This window comes from Mesorhizobium sp. CNPSo 4671 (genome assembly GCF_057784245.1).
In genome coordinates, this window is record NZ_JBWLUW010000003.1 from 341,114 (window position 1) to 358,776 (window position 17,663).

General features: G+C 64.6%; 13 protein-coding genes. 10 read left to right on the forward strand and 3 right to left on the reverse strand.

Annotation, left to right across the window (positions count from 1 at the left end):
* Window positions 1–21 precede the first annotated feature (21 nt).
* The 4 genes from AC04SF_RS09815 (at window position 22) to AC04SF_RS09830 (ending at window position 5,220) form a co-directional block, all read left to right on the forward strand.
* On the forward strand, window positions 22–2,433 hold the full coding sequence (locus AC04SF_RS09815; protein ID WP_488477620.1) for a GcvT family protein: 2,412 nt from the start codon (window positions 22–24) through the stop codon (window positions 2,431–2,433).
* Window positions 2,434–2,445: 12 nt separating this feature from the next.
* On the forward strand, window positions 2,446–3,999 hold the full coding sequence (locus AC04SF_RS09820; RefSeq protein WP_488477621.1) for a trimethylamine methyltransferase family protein: 1,554 nt from the start codon (window positions 2,446–2,448) through the stop codon (window positions 3,997–3,999).
* Window positions 4,000–4,094: 95 nt separating this feature from the next.
* Window positions 4,095–4,850 (forward strand): bestrophin-like domain, encoded by a 756-nt coding sequence (locus tag AC04SF_RS09825; protein WP_096447388.1) that lies wholly within the window; start codon window positions 4,095–4,097, stop codon window positions 4,848–4,850.
* A 55-nt stretch (window positions 4,851–4,905) separates the two neighbouring features.
* On the forward strand, window positions 4,906–5,220 hold the full coding sequence (locus AC04SF_RS09830) for a ferritin family protein (protein ID WP_044548017.1): 315 nt from the start codon (window positions 4,906–4,908) through the stop codon (window positions 5,218–5,220).
* Between the two features lie 118 nt (window positions 5,221–5,338).
* Here AC04SF_RS09830 and AC04SF_RS09835 read toward each other — a convergent pair whose 3' ends face one another.
* Window positions 5,339–6,364: a LacI family DNA-binding transcriptional regulator gene (locus AC04SF_RS09835; RefSeq protein ID WP_488477622.1), complete on the reverse strand. Its 1,026-nt coding sequence runs from the start codon at window positions 6,362–6,364 to the stop codon at window positions 5,339–5,341.
* Between the two features lie 197 nt (window positions 6,365–6,561).
* Here AC04SF_RS09835 and AC04SF_RS09840 point away from each other — a divergent pair, with 197 nt between their 5' ends.
* From AC04SF_RS09840 to AC04SF_RS09860, 5 genes are all read left to right on the forward strand, one after another.
* Window positions 6,562–7,593 carry a Gfo/Idh/MocA family protein gene (locus AC04SF_RS09840; RefSeq protein ID WP_488477623.1) on the forward strand — a complete coding sequence of 344 codons (1,032 nt, stop codon included), beginning with the start codon at window positions 6,562–6,564 and terminating at the stop codon, window positions 7,591–7,593.
* Window positions 7,593–8,498, forward strand: a complete 906-nt coding sequence (locus tag AC04SF_RS09845) for a sugar phosphate isomerase/epimerase family protein (RefSeq protein ID WP_488477624.1) — start codon at window positions 7,593–7,595, stop codon at window positions 8,496–8,498. The genes AC04SF_RS09840 and AC04SF_RS09845 overlap by 1 nt, the downstream gene beginning before the upstream one ends.
* 114 nt (window positions 8,499–8,612) lie before the next feature.
* The gene (locus AC04SF_RS09850; protein WP_488477625.1) at window positions 8,613–9,617 is read left to right on the forward strand and encodes a substrate-binding domain-containing protein; all 1,005 of its coding nucleotides are present in this window, start codon (window positions 8,613–8,615) and stop codon (window positions 9,615–9,617) included.
* An 86-nt stretch (window positions 9,618–9,703) separates the two neighbouring features.
* Window positions 9,704–10,501 (forward strand): ATP-binding cassette domain-containing protein, encoded by a 798-nt coding sequence (locus AC04SF_RS09855; RefSeq protein ID WP_488477626.1) that lies wholly within the window; start codon window positions 9,704–9,706, stop codon window positions 10,499–10,501.
* Window positions 10,498–11,544, forward strand: a complete 1,047-nt coding sequence (locus AC04SF_RS09860) for an ABC transporter permease (RefSeq protein WP_488477627.1) — start codon at window positions 10,498–10,500, stop codon at window positions 11,542–11,544. Before AC04SF_RS09855 ends, AC04SF_RS09860 begins: the two co-directional genes overlap by 4 nt.
* 21 nt (window positions 11,545–11,565) lie before the next feature.
* Here the strand turns inward: AC04SF_RS09860 and AC04SF_RS09865 are convergent, their stop codons facing one another.
* Together AC04SF_RS09865 and AC04SF_RS09870 are read right to left on the reverse strand one after the other, a co-directional pair.
* Window positions 11,566–14,229 (reverse strand): ATP-dependent helicase, encoded by a 2,664-nt coding sequence (locus AC04SF_RS09865; protein ID WP_488477628.1) that lies wholly within the window; start codon window positions 14,227–14,229, stop codon window positions 11,566–11,568.
* 81 nt (window positions 14,230–14,310) lie between these two features.
* Window positions 14,311–15,147, reverse strand: coding sequence for a DUF2059 domain-containing protein (locus tag AC04SF_RS09870; protein ID WP_488477629.1), 837 nt, complete (start codon window positions 15,145–15,147; stop codon window positions 14,311–14,313).
* Window positions 15,148–15,342: 195 nt separating this feature from the next.
* Here AC04SF_RS09870 and AC04SF_RS09875 point away from each other — a divergent pair, with 195 nt between their 5' ends.
* Window positions 15,343–17,661, forward strand: coding sequence for a glucose/quinate/shikimate family membrane-bound PQQ-dependent dehydrogenase (locus AC04SF_RS09875; protein WP_488477630.1), 2,319 nt, complete (start codon window positions 15,343–15,345; stop codon window positions 17,659–17,661).
* Window positions 17,662–17,663 lie beyond the last annotated feature (2 nt).

Consider the following 17,663-nt stretch of genomic DNA (forward strand, 5'->3'; position numbering starts at 1 on the left):
TGACGGACCGGGAGGGAAGCCTTGAAGCCGCATTATCGCGCAGTGGTCATCGGGGGTGGGGTGGTCGGCGCCTCGGTGCTCTACCATCTGACGCGGTTCGGCTGGTCCGATGTGGCGCTGATCGAGCGCGCCGAACTGACCGCCGGTTCGACCTGGCATGCGGCGGCCGGATTTCATGCGCTCAATGCCGATCCCAACGTCGCGGCGCTGCAGGATTACACCATCAATCTCTACCGCGAGATCGAGGCCGAATCCGGCCAGGATATCGGCCTGCACATGACCGGCGGCGTCAACATCGCCAGCGCCCCCCAGCGCTGGGAATGGCTGAAATCGGCCTGGGCGGTGTTCCAGTCGGTCGGCATAGAGACGGCTCGCCTGGTGACACCGGACGAGATCAGGGAAACCTGTCCGATCGTCGATGTCAGCGGTGTGATCGGCGGTCTCTACGATGCCAATGAGGGTCATCTTGACCCCTATGGCACCACGCATGCCTATGCCGGCGCTGCGAAGAAGCGCGGTGCCGACATCATTCTGCGCAACCGTGTCGTCGAGTTGAAGTCTCGCGCGGACGGCCATTGGGACGTCGTCACCGAACAGGGCACCATCGTTGCGGAGCATGTCGTCAACGCCGGCGGTCTGTGGGCAAAACAGCTCGGCCGCATGGCCGGCGTCGATCTTCCGGTGACGCCGATGGAGCACCATTATTTCGTCACCGAGGACATTCCCGAGATCGCGGCGCTTGACCGGGAGATCGGCATCGCCGTCGACCTCGACGGCTTTTCCTACCTGCGCCAGGAGCGCAAGGGCGTGCTGCTCGGTGTCTACGAGCAGAACCCCAAGCACTGGAACATGGATGGCGCGCCATGGAATTATGGCATCGAGCTGATCCCGGAGGACATAGACCGCATCAGCCCGGAACTCGCCAAGGCGCATGAGCGCTTTCCCTGCCTGGCGAGCGCCGGCATCCGCAAATGGGTCAACGGCGCCTTCACCTTCACGCCGGACGGCAATCCGATCGTCGGACCGGTGCGCGGCTTGAAAAACTACTGGGTTGCCTGCGGCGTCATGGCCGGCTTCAGCCAGGGCGGCGGTGTCGGCAAATCGTTGGCCGAGTGGATGATTTACGGCGAGCCGCAAGCCGACATTTTCGGCATGGACATTGCCCGCTACGGCGCCTTTGCCGCCAACCGCGAATATCTCAAGCAGACGACGCGGCAATTCTATGCGCGCCGTTTCGTCATGACCTTTCCCAACGAGCGTCTGCCGGCGGGCCGCCCGCTGAAACGCCCCGGAGCCTATGACGGCATGAGTGCCGCGGGCTGCGAATGGACGGCGTCTTGGGGGCTGGAAATCCCGGCCTATTTCGCGCCCCTGGGTTTCCGCGAGAACACCACGCTCAAGCGCTCCACCGCCTTCGACATTGTCGGCGACGAGGCGCTGCAGGTGCGGCGGGCCGCCGGCCTCGTCGATATCTCGGCCTATTCACGTTATGCGGTGTCGGGGCCTGGCGCCCAGGCATGGCTCGACCGGCTGCTTGCCTGCAGGCTGCCGAAGGCGGGACAGGCGCGGCTGGCGCCGATGCTTGGGCCGGATGGGCGGTTGAAGGGCGACCTCACCGTGATCCACTGGGGCGGCGGCGACACTTGGCTGATGGGTTCCTACTATCTCAGGGAATTCCACATGCGCTGGTTCGAGAGCCAAGCAGGAGAGGGCGTCACCGTCACTGACATTTCCGACGCGATGAGCGGCTTCCTGCTGACCGGGCCGAATGCGCGCAAAATCCTGGAGCGCACAACGCATCAGGACGTCTCCAGCGCGGCACTGCCGTTCATGGCTTGCGGCGCGTTCGACATCGGCATGGTGCCAGCGCGGGTTGCCCGCCTCTCCATCGCTGGCGAGCTCGGCTTCGAGATCAGTTGCCCGGTAACCATGCATGCCACGTTGCGTGACACGCTGCTCGCCGCCGGCAGGGATTTCGGCCTGGCCGAGATCGGCTACTACGCGCTGAATGCGCTGCGACTGGAGAAAAGCTTCGGCATCTGGTCGCGCGAATTCACACAGGGCTACACGCCGGGCCAGACCGGCCTCGACCGGTTCATCGCCTTCGACAAGGGCGATTTCGTCGGCCGCGAGGCGGCGCTGAAGGAGCGCAATGCCGGTGCGGCGCGGCGGATCGTGACGCTGGAGATCGACGCCGTCGATGCCGACGCCAGCGGCTTCGAGCCGGTCTGGCACGACGGCCGGCGCGTCGGCTTCGTCACTTCGGGCGGCTTTGGCTACACGATCGGCAAGAGCGTCGCGCTGGCGTTGGTCGACGACGATTTTGCCGAGGAGGGGACAGCGCTTTCGGTGCACATTGTCGGCGTCGAGCGGCCGGCACGGATCATCGCGGCCTCGCCCTACGATCCCTCGGGCAAGGCGATGCGGCAATGAGGAGGATTTTCGATGGTCGATGACGCGGCACGAGACAGCAGGCGCGAACGCCGGCGCGGACGCACGGGCGAGGCCGGCAGCGAGAGCAGCCGCCGGCCCAATTACCGGTCGCTGAAGAACCCGTTCCTGCCGCAGCCGATCTTTTCGGACGATCAGGTGGCAGCGATCCACGACACGGCGCTGCGCGTGCTGGAAGAGCTCGGCATCAAGGTGCTGCTGCCGCAGGCTCGAGAATATTTCGCCAGCGCCGGCGCACTGGTCGACCCGGACACCGACATGGTGCGCATCGGCCGCGACATGGTGGTGGCGGCGTTGGCCTCGGCGCCGAAGTCGATCCATGCGCAAGCCGGTGACCGTTCCCGCGACCTGATGCTGGAACTCGGGTCGATGACTTTCCTCGCCGGATGCGGCGCGCCGAACGTCACCGATCTCGAACGCGGCCGCAGGCCCGGCACGCTGGCCGATTTCGAGGATCTGCTGCGGCTGGTGCAGCATTTCGACGTGCTGCACATGCTTGGCCCCTGCATCGAACCGCAGGATGTCGACAACCGCCTTCGCCACTATGCCGTCAACCGCGCGCAGCTGACGCTGTCCGACAAGTTTCCGTTCATCTTCGCGCGCGGCACGCCGCAGGTCGAGGACGGTTTCGAGATGATCCGGCTGGCGCGCGGCCTGTCGCAGGACGAATTCCTGGCAAACGCGCATTGCTACACGGTTATCAACACCAACTCGCCGCGCCAGCTCGACATACCGATGGCGCAAGGCATCATCGATTTCGCGCGGGCTGGCCAGGTCTCCGTCATCACGCCGTTCTGCCTGGCCGGCGCGATGGCGCCGATCACGGTGGCCGGCGCGCTGGCGCTGCAGCATGCCGAGGCGCTGGCGGGGCTGACGCTGGCACAGATCGTGCGGCCCGGCGCGCCGGTCGTCTACGGCTCCTTCTCCTCCAATGTCGACATGAAATCCGGGGCGCCGGCCTTCGGCACGCCGGAGCATGTCAAGGCGACGCTGGGCGCCGGCCAGCTGGCGCGCTTCACAGGACTGCCCTGGCGGTCCGGCGGCGGCAGCGCGGCCAACATCTCGGACGCGCAGGCGGCGCACGAAACGCAGTTTGCGCTGTGGGGCTCGGTGCTGGCCGGGGCGACGATGTGCATCCATGCTGCCGGCTGGCTGGAAGGCGGCTTGAGCGTCTCCTTCGAGAAGCTGATCACCGATATCGAAGCGCTGCAGACGGTCGCTGAACTCTGTGCGGCGACGCCCGGCGACGACGATTCCATCGGCTTCGAGGCGATCGCTGAGGTGCAGCCGGGCGGCCATTTCTTCTCGGCCGGCCACACGATGGCGCGTTATCGTACGGCTTTCTACGAACCGCTGGTCGCCGATTGGTCGAACTTCGGCAACTGGACGCAAAGCGGATCGAAGACGGCGAGCGAACGCGCCACCAGCATCTGGCGGCGCGCGGTTGCCGATTTCGAGCCGCCCGCCTCGGCTGCCGCGACCGCCGGCGCGCTCGACGAATTCATCGCGCGGCGAACGGAAGAGGGCGGCGCGGCACCTGTGTCGTGAGACAGGGGCGGGGAACGCCTGACGCCGTCGCAACTTTCGCTGTGTGACCGGTGCCCTGCCATTGGCAATTGGCGCGTCCCGTGCAGAGATGAGCGATGCTCGAAGCTTTCATCGCAATGGTGATCTTCCTGTGCCTGGCGGCGTCGGCGTTCGCCAGCATGGCGATTTGGCCGAGATTGCCGGCCAGGCACCGTGATGACGACACGAACACGGTGGTTCGGCTCGCCGCCAATCTGTTCGGGGTGATGACCTCGCTGATACTCGGCCTGATGATCAACTCGGCCAAGAACACCTTTGAATCGATCGATCACAATGTGCACGCCTATGCGACGGAGCTGATCCTGCTCGACAGGACCTTGCGCCAGTATGGCCCGGAGACCGACGCGGTGCGCCAGCCGTTGGTCGCCTATGTGCAGCGGGTGGTGGACACCTCGTCACAAAACAGCGAAACGACTATCGCCGCTAACCAGCTGTCCGAACGTCTGCTGACAGAGATCGGCTCACGGCTGAATGCGCTGACGCCGTCCGACGCTGTACATGGTTCCCTCCTGCAGGATGGACGCCAGCGCCTGCAGAAGGTGCTCGAAATGCGCTGGGTGCTGATCGAGCAATCGGAGGGCGCTATCCCTTGGCCCCTGATCGCCATGCTGGTTGCGTGGCTGGCACTGATCTTCGCCAGTTTCGGCTTCAGGGCGCCGAAGAATGCCATCACTGCCGCAACCCTTATGGTGTCGGCCGCGCTGATCGCCGGGGCGATCTACCTGATCCTGGACATGGATGTAGCATTTTCCGGACCGATCCAGATTTCGTCGGCGCCGCTGGAGCGGGCGCTGGCGGAATTGCAGCGATGATGCGGAACCGGCGGCATTCCCAGACATTCATGGGAATGAACCACCGGAGGACGACATGGGTTTCGACCAGTATCACGAACCGCCAGAAGAACTGTCGCAGAAGGTGCGGACCTTTGCCCGCATGATCACCTCGCTGATCGAGGAGGCGGAAGCGATCGGCTGGTACGAGCAGCGCATCTCGGTGGAGAAGGATCCGCAGGCGCGGGCCATCATGCAGAACGCGCAAGGCGAGGAGTTCAAGCATTTCGGCATGGACCTGGAATTCCTGCTGCGCCAGAAGAAGGATTGGCGGGCGGAACTGAAGGAAATCCTGTTCACGACTGGCGATATCGTCAAGGCCGGCGAGCGGGGCGAGAAGAAGGTGGATTGATAGCCCTAGAGCAATTCCAGGAAAAGTGTGTGCGGTTTTCCGTCCGGAATTGTGTCAAAACAAAGAGTTAGAGCAGTTCGCCGTTTCCGTGAAACGGTGAAATGATCTAACGGCTCCATCAATCGCTGTCGCGCGCGATCAGCTCCAGCGGCCAGACCTCACGGATGATGCGCGGTCCCTCGGGACCGGCAAAGGCAGGAAGCGAGGCCAGCAGCATTTCGGCCAGCCGCCGACCCATCGGCTCCAGCGCCGGACGGAAGGCGGTCAGCGCCGGGGAAAAATAACGGCAAAGCGGCGTGTCGACGATGACGATCACTGCAATATCATGGCCGGGCCGGATGCCCATCTCGGCCAGCGCCTTGCATCCGCCGAGCGCCATGGCGTCATTGTTGAAGATGATGGCGGTGGGCCGATCCTTGGAGAGCATTACGTCCGCCGTCACCTGATAGCCGCCGGCCTCGTTAATGAAGCCGTCGGCGATCAGGCCGGGGTCGACTTCAATGCCGTGCCGCCCCAGCGCCTTGCGATAGCCGTCCAGGAACAAGTAGCCGAAGTTGAGATCATGCGAAGGGCGGATCGCAGCGATGCGGCGATGGCCGCGCGCGACCAGCCGGTCGACGGCTTCATCACCCGCCCTCTCGAAATCGATATCGAGCGAAGGATAGGTGTCGCCGCCGGATTGACTTCGGCCAAGCGTGGCGAAGGGAAAGCCGGCCTTGCTGAGATAATCGATCCGATCGTCTTCCCGCCGTGTATTGGCCAACACGACCGCGTCGGCTCGGCGCGTCTCAACCACACGGCGCAGCCTTTCCTGCTGATATTGGCCGGGCTCACCCATGACGACCATCAGATCCAGGTCTTCGTCGGCGAGCCGCGCCTGCAGACCGGTCAGGAACGGGATGAAGAACGGTTCGCCATATTGCTGGTCGCCGGGATGCGGCTGCAGCATGAAGGCGATCGAACGGGTGGCGCCCTGGCGCAGGCTGCGGCCGGACTGGTTCGGGGAATAGTTCAACTTCTTGGCGGCTTCCAGCACCCGCTGGCGGGTGTCGGCATTGACGTCGGCGCGGCCATTCAGCGCCCGCGACACGGTGCCGATCGAAATGTTCAGATGACGCGCAAGGTCGTGGATGCTGGACGCCAAAGACTTCTCTCCCCCCGTCTTGGCTAGCACCGGCTGCCGCTCAGGCCAAGGCTTCGGAAACGTTTTTTGCTCGCAGCCGATTGACATTCTACGCCATCGGGTGTGTTCTCGTAAACGTTTACGGAAAAACGTTTACGGTCATGCCGTGAATGCCGTGACGATCGGTCTGGAGGGACCGAGCGGAGGAGGAATACCGGATGATGAATGTCGTCCTCGTCGGCTGCGGAGCGATGAGCAAGCAATGGCTCGATGCCGCGAGGCAGATCGACGGGCTCGCCATCGTCGGCCTTGTCGATCTCGACGCCGAGCGGGCGAAGGCGAGGGCGGTCGAATACAACCTCACCAGCGCGGTCATCGGCACCAGCCTCGTTGCAGTGCTCGACCAGACCAGGCCCGACGCGGTGTTCGATGTCGTGGTGCCCGCCGCCCGGCGCGATGTGGCCTTCACTGCCTTTGCCCACAATTGCCATCTCTTGACCGAAAAGCCGCTGGCCGACAGCCCTGAGAATGCCCGTGCCATCATCGAGGCGGCACGTCGGGCAGGGCGCGTTCATGCCGTGGTGCAGAACCGGCGCTATGTCGCCAATGTCAGGCGCATCCGCCGCTTCCTGGACTCCGGCGCCATTGGCGCGGCGACCTCGATCCATGCCGACTTCTTCGTCGCGCCGCATTTTGGCGGCTTTCGCGAGGAGATGGCGCATGTGCTGCTGCTCGACATGGCGATCCACACTTTCGACGCGGCCCGATACATGGCTGCCGGCGAGCCGGTGAGCGTCTATTGCCAGGAATGGGAGCCGGCCAATTCATGGTACCGGCAGGGATCCTCGGCCAGCGCCGTAATCGATTTCGGCGGCGGCAAGGTCTTCACCTATGCGGGCTCCTGGTGCGCCGACGGTTTTCGCACCAGCTGGGAAGGCAGCTGGCGCATCGTCGCCGAGCGCGGCAGCCTCTTGTGGGATGGCCATGACGGGCTGAAGGCGGAGGTGGTTGCGTCTGGCCGCGACGGTATCATCGACAAGACCCAGCCGATCGAGGTGCCGCTGCTCGACCCTGCCGATCGTGTCGGCGGCCATCTCGGCATCATCCAGGATTTCATGCGCGCGGTCGAAACCGGCACCGAGCCAGAAACGCATGGCGCCGACAACATCAAGAGCCTGGCCATGGTTTTCGGCGCTATCGAAAGCGCCGAGACCGGCCGGCGTGTGTCGATTGCTAGGGAAGGACTGTGATGCCAAACCCGCTTCTCGACATCCGGATCGGCACCATGGTGCGGGCCAATCTCGACGACCCGGCAGCCTATATCAAGCAGATCATCCCGCTCGGTTTCGAAAGCATCCAGCCCTTCTTCTGGCAGACGCTGGGCGGCAAGGACCTTCCACGCCTTGCCGGCCAGATCCGCGAAGCGATCGGCGATGCCGATGTCATCGTTTCTTCCCTAGGCGTGTTCGGCAATCCGCTGGAGAGCGGCGAGGTCGATCAGGGTGTGCTCCAGGCCTGGGAAACGGTGATCGACAACGCGCATCTGTTCGGCGCCTCGATGGTCAGCGGCTTCACCGGGCGCCTGCGCGGCAAGAAGCTGACCGACAGCCTGCCGCGCTTCCGCGAAGTGTGGGGTCCGCTGGCAAAACGCGCCGCCGACAAGGGCGTGCGCATCGCCTTCGAGAATTGCGCCATGGACGGCAACTGGCCCGCCGGCGACTGGAACATCGCCCACAATCCGGATGCCTGGGAGCTGATGTTCAACGAATTGCCCGATGAGAATCTCGGGCTCGAATGGGAGCCCTGCCATCAGCTCGTCTATCTCATCGACCCGATGCCGCAGATCCGCAAATGGGCACCGCGCATCTTCCATGTCCATGGCAAGGACGCCACCGTGCGCTGGGATGTCATCCGCGAGCACGGCGTGTTCGGCAGGCTGCCCTTCGTGCAGATGCGTACGCCGGGATTCGGTGATAGCGACTGGACGCGGGTGATCAGCGAGCTGCGGCTGGCCGGATACAAGGGCGCCATCGACATCGAGGGCTGGCACGACCCGGTCTATCGCGGCGATCTCGAGATCACCGGGCAGGCGCGGGCGCTGGACTATCTCAAGCAATGCCGGGGAGGTGCGAGCTACCTGCCAAATCCGACGTGAGGCCAAATCCGACGTGAAGATCGGCCGGCGGGAGGAGCCGGCCCGAAAATGCCAATGCCAGCAAATCGTCAAAAGCCCCTCGGCTGCCGAGGGAAACAATGGGAGGACAAGTGCATGAGCATAGCGATCAGAACGACACTGCGCACGGCCGTCATGGCGGCCACCACGGCGCTCTGCGCCGCCGTCTCGACCTTGCCGGCACGGGCGCTCGACGCCCAATGGTGCAAGGATGTCCATATCCGATTCTTCGTCGGCGGCGCCGAGGGCGACGCTTTCGGCACCATCGTCTATAATGGCGCCAAGCAGGCGGCTGCCGATCTCGGGCCGAAGGTCGACTACATCTTCTCGGGCTGGGACGTCGAGAAGATGGTGCAGCAATTGCGCGAGGCGGTTGCCGTCAAGCCCGGCGGCATCGCCATGATGGGCCATCCCGGCGACGACGCGATCATGCCGCTGGCCGAGCAGGCGCATAAGGACGGCATCAAGATGATGTACCAGAACGTGCCGGTGCCGAAGGTGACGGCGGCGTTCGGCGGCGGCTATGTCGGCACGCAGCAGGAGCAGCAGGGCCGCGCGCTCGGTGCCGAAGCGTTCAAGCTGGCCGGGCTGAAATCCGGTGACAAGGCGATCATGATCGGCCCGTTCGACAATGAGAGCCGGGGCGCACGCGAGCGCGGAACGGTCGCCGCACTGAAAGAGGCCGGCGTCGATGTCGTTCAGATCAATTCCGTACCCGAGTGGGCAGCCGATCCTAATCTCGCCATCCCGGTGATCACCGCGGCCTTGCTCAACAATCCCAACGTCAAGGCGGTCGGCTATCCAGGCGGCCAGATGCTCGGCAATGTGCCGACATATATGCAGGCCGCGGGAAGGAAGCCCGGCGATATCTTCAATTTCGGCTTCGACACCAGCCCGCAGATCGTCGAGGGCTTCAAGGGCGGATGGGTGCAGCTGACGGCCGACCAGCAGCCGTTCATGCAGGGCTATCTGCCCATCCTCAGCCTCTGCCAGCAGGTGGTGCTGGGCCTGGCGCCGATGAATGTCGACACCGGCGCCGGCTTCGTCACGCCGCAGAATTATGAGATCGTCTCAGAGCTCGCCAAGCAGGCGCTGCGCTGACCTCCCAAGGCTGCCGGCCGGGTTGACCCGGCCGGCAGGACCGCCGGCAAAGGGGCCGGCAAGCGACAATGAAAAGCGAGGATCCGATGGCTGAACGCATCATCGAACTGCGCGATATCAAGAAGTCCTATGGTCAGGTCTACGCGCTGGGCGGCGTCAATCTCAGCGTCGACCGCGGCGAGGTTGTCGGCCTGATCGGCGACAATGGCGCGGGCAAGTCGACGCTGATCAAGATCCTGTCCGGCGTGGTCAGGCCGACCAGCGGCGAGATCCTCGTGCGCGACAAGCCGGTGACCGGCTGGAGCGCCGCGCGCTCGCGCGATGCCGGCATCGAGACGGTGTTCCAGGACCGGGCGCTGGCGGTGCAGCAGACCATCGTGCGCAACATCTTCATGGGCCGCGAACTCACCGGCTTCATGGGCTGGCTGAAGGTCAACAAGGAGATCGAGGAGGCGAGCCGGCTGATGCGCGAAATCGGCTTCACCTCGAAAGTGTTCACGCCGCATTCGATCGTCGGCCAGCTCTCGGGCGGCGAACGCCAGGGCGTGGCGATCGCGCGCGCCATCTACAAGCAGGCGGAGCTGATCATCCTCGACGAGCCGACCACGGCGCTGTCGCTGACCGAAACCGCCAAGGTCTTCCATTTCGTGCGCCAGGTGCGGGCGAGCGGCCGCTCGATCCTGTTCATCGGCCACAACATCCATCATGTCTTCGACATCGCCGACCGCTTCGTCGTGCTCGACCGTGGCAAGGTGGCGCTGACCGCCGACCGCAGCGCGGTCAGGTCGGCGGAAGAGTTGATCAATTTCATGGAAGAGGTCGCGCATCCCGGCGGATTGGCCGGACTGCACGAGGCCGGCGAAGCGGAGCAGCAAACGCGATGAGCAAGACCATGGAACCCGATCTCGAAAGTCCTCTCAGCGCGCATGGCGGGGCCGCCCGCAAAGAGTGGAAACACCCATCCGACCACTGGCTGCGCGGCTTCGTCCTCGACAACCGCGCCTCGCTCGGCACGCTCGCCGTGTTCATCGTCATGATGGCGGTGTTCATGATCGCCAACCCGACCGTGTTCACCACCTGGTATCTCTACAGTTCCGTGCTGACGACGCTGCCCGTCGCGCTGTTCGTGGTCGTGCCACTGGTCTTCGTCGTCACCTGCGGCGAGATCGACCTGTCGTTTCCGGCAACGATGGGTTTTGCCTCCTGGGTCTTCGCGCTGGTGGTGCAGGCCGGCTACGATCCGTTCCTCGGCATTGCGGCCGCACTCGTCACCGGCATGCTGCTCGGCTTCCTCGTCGGGTCGCTTGTCGTCTATGGCGGGCTGTCGTCGCTGATCGCCACGCTCGGCATGAACTTTCTGCTGCGCGGCCTGATTCAGATCATCAACGAAGGCAAGTCGATGGCGCTGACCGGCCTTGCCGATAGCTGGGCCTACAAGATCTTCTCCAGCCAGGTTTATGGCATTCCGGTACAGATCTTCTGGGCGATCGCCTTCGTCGTGCTGTCGGCGATGCTCTACAACCGCCACCGCTTCGGCGCGCAGGTGAAGGTGGTCGGCGACAACCCAGACAGCGCCCAGCAGATGGGCATCGACGTCAAGCGGGTGCGGGTGAAAGTGTTCGTCTTCGTCGGTATTGGTGCCGCGATCGCCGGCACGTTCTCAGTGATGATCAACTTCACCTGGTGGCCGACCGCGGGCGACGGCTATCTGCTGCCAGTGCTGGCCTCTGTCTTCGTCGGCGGCACCCCAACCTGGGGCGGCATCGGCACGGTTGCCGGCGGCGCGATCGGTGCCGTCACCGTGTCGTTCATCCAGACCGGCGTGGTCGCGGCGGGATTAAGCGGTTTCTACGTGCAGTTCTTCAACGGGCTGATCATCATCCTGTCGCTGCTCGGCCATAAGTGGAACCAGGCGAGGTACAGGTGAGCGGCAAGCGGTTAAGGCAGCTCACACCGCCGCGACAAACCCGTCCAGCACGCGTTTCTGGCCGGCCTTGTCGAAGTCGATGGTCAGCTTGTTGCCTTCGATGGCCGAGATGTTGCCGTTGCCGAATTTCTGGTGGAAGACGCGGTCGCCGACGCTGAAGGCGGAGGGCGTGTCGGAGACGGATTTGGCGACCAGTTCGCCGTCGATGGTGCGGCCCTTGACCGAGGTGCGGCCGGCGCCGTAGCCAGAGTCGGTCTCGCCATAACCGATGCGCTCGACCTGGTGGCCGGAGCGCGAGCCCCAGTTGCGGTCGGTGGCTTCGGTGCGGTTGGCCTGCGCGCGCTGCCAACCCGGCGTCGAATAGGTGTTGGAGAAGGCGCCGGATTTTTCGGTGTTGGCACCGACATTGTCGAAGCGCGAGGCGCCATAGGGATTCTGCCGCCCGCCGCCACGGCCGGAGGCGAAGGAGCCGCCGCCATAGGGGTTGCCGTAGCCGCCATAGGAATTGCCGCTTTCGGCGATCTCGACATGGGCTTCCGGCAGTTCCTCGAGGAAACGCGACGGGATGGTCGATTGCCAGAGGCCGTGGATGAGGCGGTTGGAGACGAACCAGATATGCAGGTTCTTCTTGGCCCGCGTCAGGCCGACATAGGCGAGCCGGCGCTCTTCCTCCAGCCCGGAGCGGCCGCCTTCATCCAGCGCACGCTGGTGCGGGAACAGGCCTTCCTCCCAGCCGGGGAGAAAAACGGTCTCGAATTCGAGGCCTTTCGCCGAATGCAGCGTCATGATCGAGACGGCGTCTTGCCCGGCATTCTGCTCGGCATCCATGACCAGCGCCACATGTTCGAGGAAGGAGCGCAGCGACTCGTAGCCCTCCATCGAACGGACCAGTTCCTTAAGGTTCTCCAGCCGGCCCGGCGCCTCGGCCGAGCGGTCGTTCTTCCACATGTCGGTGTAGCCGCTCTCCTCCAGGATGGTCTCGGCGAGCTCGGTGTGCGGCTTGGTTTCGAGCGCCTTCTGCCAGCGTTCGAAATTGGCGGCCACTTCGCGCAGCGCGGCGCGCGGCTTCGGCTTCAACTCGTCGCTTTCGGCGAGCTTGGCGGCGGCCTCCAGCATCGGCACACGCAGCGCGCGCGCCGTGTCGTGGATCTGTCGGATGGTGGTTTCGCCCAGGCCGCGCTTGGGCACGTTGACGATGCGCTCGAAGGCGAGGTCGTCGGCGCCCTGCGCGACGACGCGGAAGAAGGCCATCGCGTCGCGGATTTCCATGCGCTCGTAGAAACGCGGACCGCCGATGACGCGGTAGTTGAGGCCGAGCGTGGTGAAGCGCTCCTCGAAGGCGCGCATCTGGAAGGATGCGCGGACAAGGATAGCCATGTCGTTGAGATTGTGTTTCTGGCGCTGATAGGCCTCGATGGTCTCGCCGACGGCCCGGGCTTCCTCTTCGGAATCCCAGGCGGCATGGACATTGACCTTGCCGTCCTCGGGGTCGTTGCGGTCGGTGAACAGCGTCTTGCCGAAGCGGCCTTCATTGTGGGCGATGAGATGAGAGGCGGCGCCAAGGATGTGTGCGGTGGAGCGGTAGTTGCGCTCCAGCCGGATGATGGTGGCGCCCGGGAAATCCTTGTCGAAGCGCAGGATGTTGTCGACCTCGGCGCCGCGCCAGCCATAGATCGACTGGTCGTCATCGCCGACGCAGCAAATGTTGACTTTGTTTTCGCTCACGGGCTGTTCCGCGCCTGACGGCGCGGGCCCTCCGCGGGGGCCTCGCAACGGCTCGGACGCCCGGTCGGGCTTGCGGCCTTCGGCCGATCGCAGATCCGTCGACGTCGACGAACGCCCAGCGTCCGGCCGCTGCGCCAAAAGCCGCAGCCACATGTACTGGGCGGTGTTGGTGTCCTGATATTCGTCGACGAGGATGTATTTGAAGCGCCGGTGATAGTCCTTCAGCACGTCCGGATTGGCGCGGAAGATGCGGATGGGGTGGCAGAGCAGGTCGCCGAAGTCGCAGGCGTTCAGTGTCTGCAGGCGCTCCTGATAGGCCTTGTAGAGCTCGCGGCCCTTGCCGTTGGCGAAGCTGCGCGCGTCGCCCTCGGCGATATCGGCCGGACCTTGGCCCTTGTTCTTCCAGCCATCGATCATCTGCGCGAACTGCTTGGCCGGCCAGCGTTTGTCGTCCAGGCCCTCGGCCTGGATCAATTGCTTGATCAGCCGCACCACGTCGTCGGTGTCGAGGATGGTGAAGTCGGAACGCAGGCCGGCGAGTTCGGCGTGGCGGCGCAGCAGCTTCACGCCGATCGAGTGGAAGGTGCCGAGCCAGGGCATGCCTTCGACATTGCCTTCGCCGATCAGGATGCCGATGCGCTGCTTCATCTCGCGCGCGGCCTTGTTGGTGAAGGTCACGGCGAGGATCTGCGACGGGAAGGCCTTGCCGGTGGCGAGGATGTGGGCAATGCGAGTGGTCAAGACGCGGGTCTTGCCGGTGCCGGCGCCGGCCAGCACCAGGACCGGGCCCTCGGTGGTCTCCACCGCCAGCCTTTGCTCGGGGTTGAGTCCCTTCAGATAGTCGGGCGCACTGTTCTGGCCGCCGCGGGCCGCCATGGCGCGCGCGGCAATGCCCGACGGGGCCGTGGGCCGCGCATTGGGTTCGTCGAAAAAGGGCATGTCTTCCGAAAAGCCGGACATCTCCCCCGAATGTAGTGATTCGGTGGGGAAAGACCAGAACTGTCTACGTTTTGTTCCCGGTAAAGTGCCGGATACGACCATTCAAGCCTTGCGGTAACCGAGGGCGACGAAGAATCGATGGCCGAAGGAGCGCGCCTCGTCCGTCATCACCGCGCCGAGCGCGACCTGCATCTGGTCGTAATAGCGGCCGCCGGCGGGTGAGGCCAGGAAAGCCTCATAGAGCTTCAGGTCGGCCATCGACATATCCCGGTAGATATAGGCTGCAGATTCCATGGCATCGCTGTCGATGTCACGGCGAAGCCCTTCGGTTTGTTTGCGCAGCAGGGCCATGACCTGGTCGTCGGGCAGGGGCTTTCCGGCCGCGCCCAGCATTTCGGTGAGCATCGCATAGCCCATGTTCAAGGCGACGGCTTCGCCAGTGTCGACGGCGCTGATATCGTCCATCATCTTCCTGTACAATGCGAGCCGGGCCGGATCCCTGGATGGAAGCTCGCCGAGGGTTTTGGCGCCCTCGATCTTCTTGGCCTCTCTCGCTTCCGGCGCGGAAGCCTGGATCTCCAGCGCGGTGACCCGTTTGCCCAAGGGCGAAGCATAGAAAGCAGCGAGGTCGGACAGGTCCTTGGCGGACAGCTTGCCATCCATTCGCGCTTCGATAGCCGTCTCCATCTTGTTCGGGTCAAAGGCACCTTCCATGGCGGCGGCAAGGGCGTCCTGGACTTTTTTCACCGGCGTTCCCGGCGCCGATTTCACGGCCGCGGTGAAACCCGGGCCAATGCCCATCAGCATCTCGTGAAAGCCGTTCGCCTTGTTGATCTCGCTGATTGTCTGCGCCGGCGCGGCCACAGTGCCAGCAATGAGCGGCACGAGGCAGTAGAGCACAAGCGCCATGCGCGTCAGCGGCGGAAGGAATGACGGCATTTTGCTTGCTCCACGGCAGAGATGATCCAATGGAGACTGCTGGAAAACCCTGATGCAGGCAAGATGAATTGCCACCTTGGCGTGTGGGTCAGCTTGACAGGCGGGGCAGGCGGGAGAAAGCTGGACCGAGGGCAGGAACGGTGCGCCGGGTCGCCCATGGCCGCGCGAGCGCGCAACAGTCGAAGGAGTATCATCTTGGCTGTCACCATAACCTCCCTCATCCTCTTCCTCCTCGGCCTGGCGCTCGGCGCGGGCGGCATCTGGTTGGCCTCGCTGGGCGGCAGCTGGTACTACATCGTCGTCGGCCTGGCCTTCCTGATCGCTGCCTGGCTGCTTTACCGGCGCCGCTCCACGGCGCTATGGCTCTACGCGGCGATCGTGATCGGCACGCTCGCCTGGGCGGTCTGGGAAACCGGCTTCGACTGGTGGGAACTCGGTCCGCGCGGCGGCATCATCGTTCTGGTGGCGCTGTGGCTGCTGACGCCATGGGCGCGGCGCGGCCTTGCCGGTCCTGACGGGCGCGCACCGTTGATCCTCGCCGTGCTGGCCTCGCTGGCGGTGGCCGGCTATTCGATGACGACGGACCCGAAGGACATCGCCGGCGCGCTCGACACCGACAAGGTGATCCCCAACGCCAATCTCGGCAATGATGTGCCGGCAGGCGAGTGGCACTATTACGGCCGCACCCAGTTCGGCCAGCGCTATTCGCCGCTCGACCAGATCACGCCGGACAATGTCGCCAATCTGCAACCGGCCTGGACCTACCGCACCGGCGACGTGAAGGGACCGGACGACGTCGGCGAGACCACCTATCAGGTGACGCCGCTGAAAATCGGCGACACGCTCTACATCTGCACGCCGCACAATTTCGCCATCGCGGTCGATGCCGCGACCGGCAAGGAGAAATGGCGCTATGATCCCAAGATCAAGCTCGACAAGGACCGCCAGCACCAGACCTGCCGCGGCGTGTCCTATTATGCCGATGCCGCCGGCACGGCCGGCCAGCCCTGCGCGACCCGCGTCTACCTGCCGACGTCGGATGCGCGGCTGATCGCGCTCGACGCCGCGAACGGCCAGGTCTGTCCCGCCTTCGCCGAGGGCGGCACGCTGAACCTTTTGACCGGCATGCCATACCCGAAGTCGGGCTACTATTACTCGACCTCGGCACCGCTGATCGCGGGTGGCAAGATTATCGTCGGGGGCGCCGTCAACGACAATTATTCGACGCAGGAGCCGTCCGGCGTCATCCGCGCCTATGATGCCAGCACCGGCAAGCTGATCTGGAACTGGGATTCCGGCAATCCTGACCAGACGACGCCGCTGCCGGCCGGCCAGACCTACACCGCCAACTCGCCCAACATGTGGTCGACGCCGAGCGCCGACGAGAAGCTCGGCCTGCTCTACGTGCCGCTCGGCAACCAGACGCCGGACCAGCTCGGCATGGGCCGCAGCGCCAATGTCGAGAAATTCTCCTCCTCGATCACGGCTCTCGACCTCAACACCGGGCAGTTGAAATGGGTAAGGCAGACCGTGCACCACGATCTGTGGGACATGGACGTGCCGGCGCAGCCGAGCCTGATCGACATCACCAAGGCCGACGGTTCCGTCGTGCCGGCGCTGGTCGGGCCGACCAAGCAGGGCGATCTCTATGTGCTTGACCGACGCACTGGCGATCCGGTGATCGCGGTCAAGGAAGTGCCGGCGCCCGGCGGCGCCATCGAGGGCGACAAGGCCTCGCCGACGCAGCCTTCGTCCGATCTCTCCTTCAACCCGAAGCCGCTGACCGATGCCGATATGTGGGGCATCACCATGTTCGACCAGCTGGCCTGCCGCATCGCCTTCCACAAATTGCGCTATGAAGGCCGCTACACGCCGCCCTCGCTGCAGGGATCGCTGATCTATCCCGGCAATTTCGGTACCTTCAACTGGGGTGGCGTGGCGGTTGATCCGGTGCGGCAGGTGATGTTCGGCATGCCGACCTATCTCGCCTTCACGTCCAGACTCATTCCCCGCGCCGACGTGCCGCCGCCGGGCGACGACACCAAGGGCAGTGAGCAGGGGCTGAACCGCAATGAAGGCGCACCTTATGCGGTGGTGATGGGCCCGTTCCTGTCGCCGCTCGGCATTCCCTGCCAGGCGCCGCCCTGGGGTTATGTCGCCGGCGTCGATCTCAGAACCGGCGCGATCGCCTACAAGCACCGCAACGGCACCGTCTACGACATGACGCCGCTGCCGCTGCCGCTGAAGGTCGGCGTGCCCGGCATTGGCGGGCCGATGATCACCGCCGGCGGTGTTGCCTTCCTGGGTGCCGCGGTCGACGACTATCTGCGCGCCTATGACCTGACATCAGGCAAGCAGCTGTGGCGGGCACGGCTGCCTGCCGGCGGGCAATCGACGCCAATGACTTATACGGTCGCCGACGGGCGCCAGTTCTTGGTCATCGTCGCCGGCGGCCACGGCTCGGTCGGCACCAAGCCAGGGGATTATGTCATGGCATACGCGCTGCCGAAGTAGCT

Bases quoted from the DNA above. Each gene is read 5' to 3' on its own strand.
- AC04SF_RS09820 (WP_488477621.1), top strand. From the start codon at position 2,446: ATGGTCGATGACGCGGCACGAGACAGCAGGCGCGAACGCCGGCGCGGA.
- AC04SF_RS09825 (WP_096447388.1), top strand. From the start codon at position 4,095: ATGCTCGAAGCTTTCATCGCAATGGTGATCTTCCTGTGCCTGGCGGCG.
- AC04SF_RS09830 (WP_044548017.1), top strand. From the start codon at position 4,906: ATGGGTTTCGACCAGTATCACGAACCGCCAGAAGAACTGTCGCAGAAG.
- AC04SF_RS09840 (WP_488477623.1), top strand. From the start codon at position 6,562: ATGATGAATGTCGTCCTCGTCGGCTGCGGAGCGATGAGCAAGCAATGG.
- AC04SF_RS09845 (WP_488477624.1), top strand. From the start codon at position 7,593: ATGCCAAACCCGCTTCTCGACATCCGGATCGGCACCATGGTGCGGGCC.
- AC04SF_RS09850 (WP_488477625.1), top strand. From the start codon at position 8,613: ATGAGCATAGCGATCAGAACGACACTGCGCACGGCCGTCATGGCGGCC.
- AC04SF_RS09855 (WP_488477626.1), top strand. From the start codon at position 9,704: ATGGCTGAACGCATCATCGAACTGCGCGATATCAAGAAGTCCTATGGT.
- AC04SF_RS09860 (WP_488477627.1), top strand. From the start codon at position 10,498: ATGAGCAAGACCATGGAACCCGATCTCGAAAGTCCTCTCAGCGCGCAT.
- AC04SF_RS09865 (WP_488477628.1), bottom strand. From the start codon at position 14,229: ATGTCCGGCTTTTCGGAAGACATGCCCTTTTTCGACGAACCCAATGCG.
- AC04SF_RS09870 (WP_488477629.1), bottom strand. From the start codon at position 15,147: ATGCCGTCATTCCTTCCGCCGCTGACGCGCATGGCGCTTGTGCTCTAC.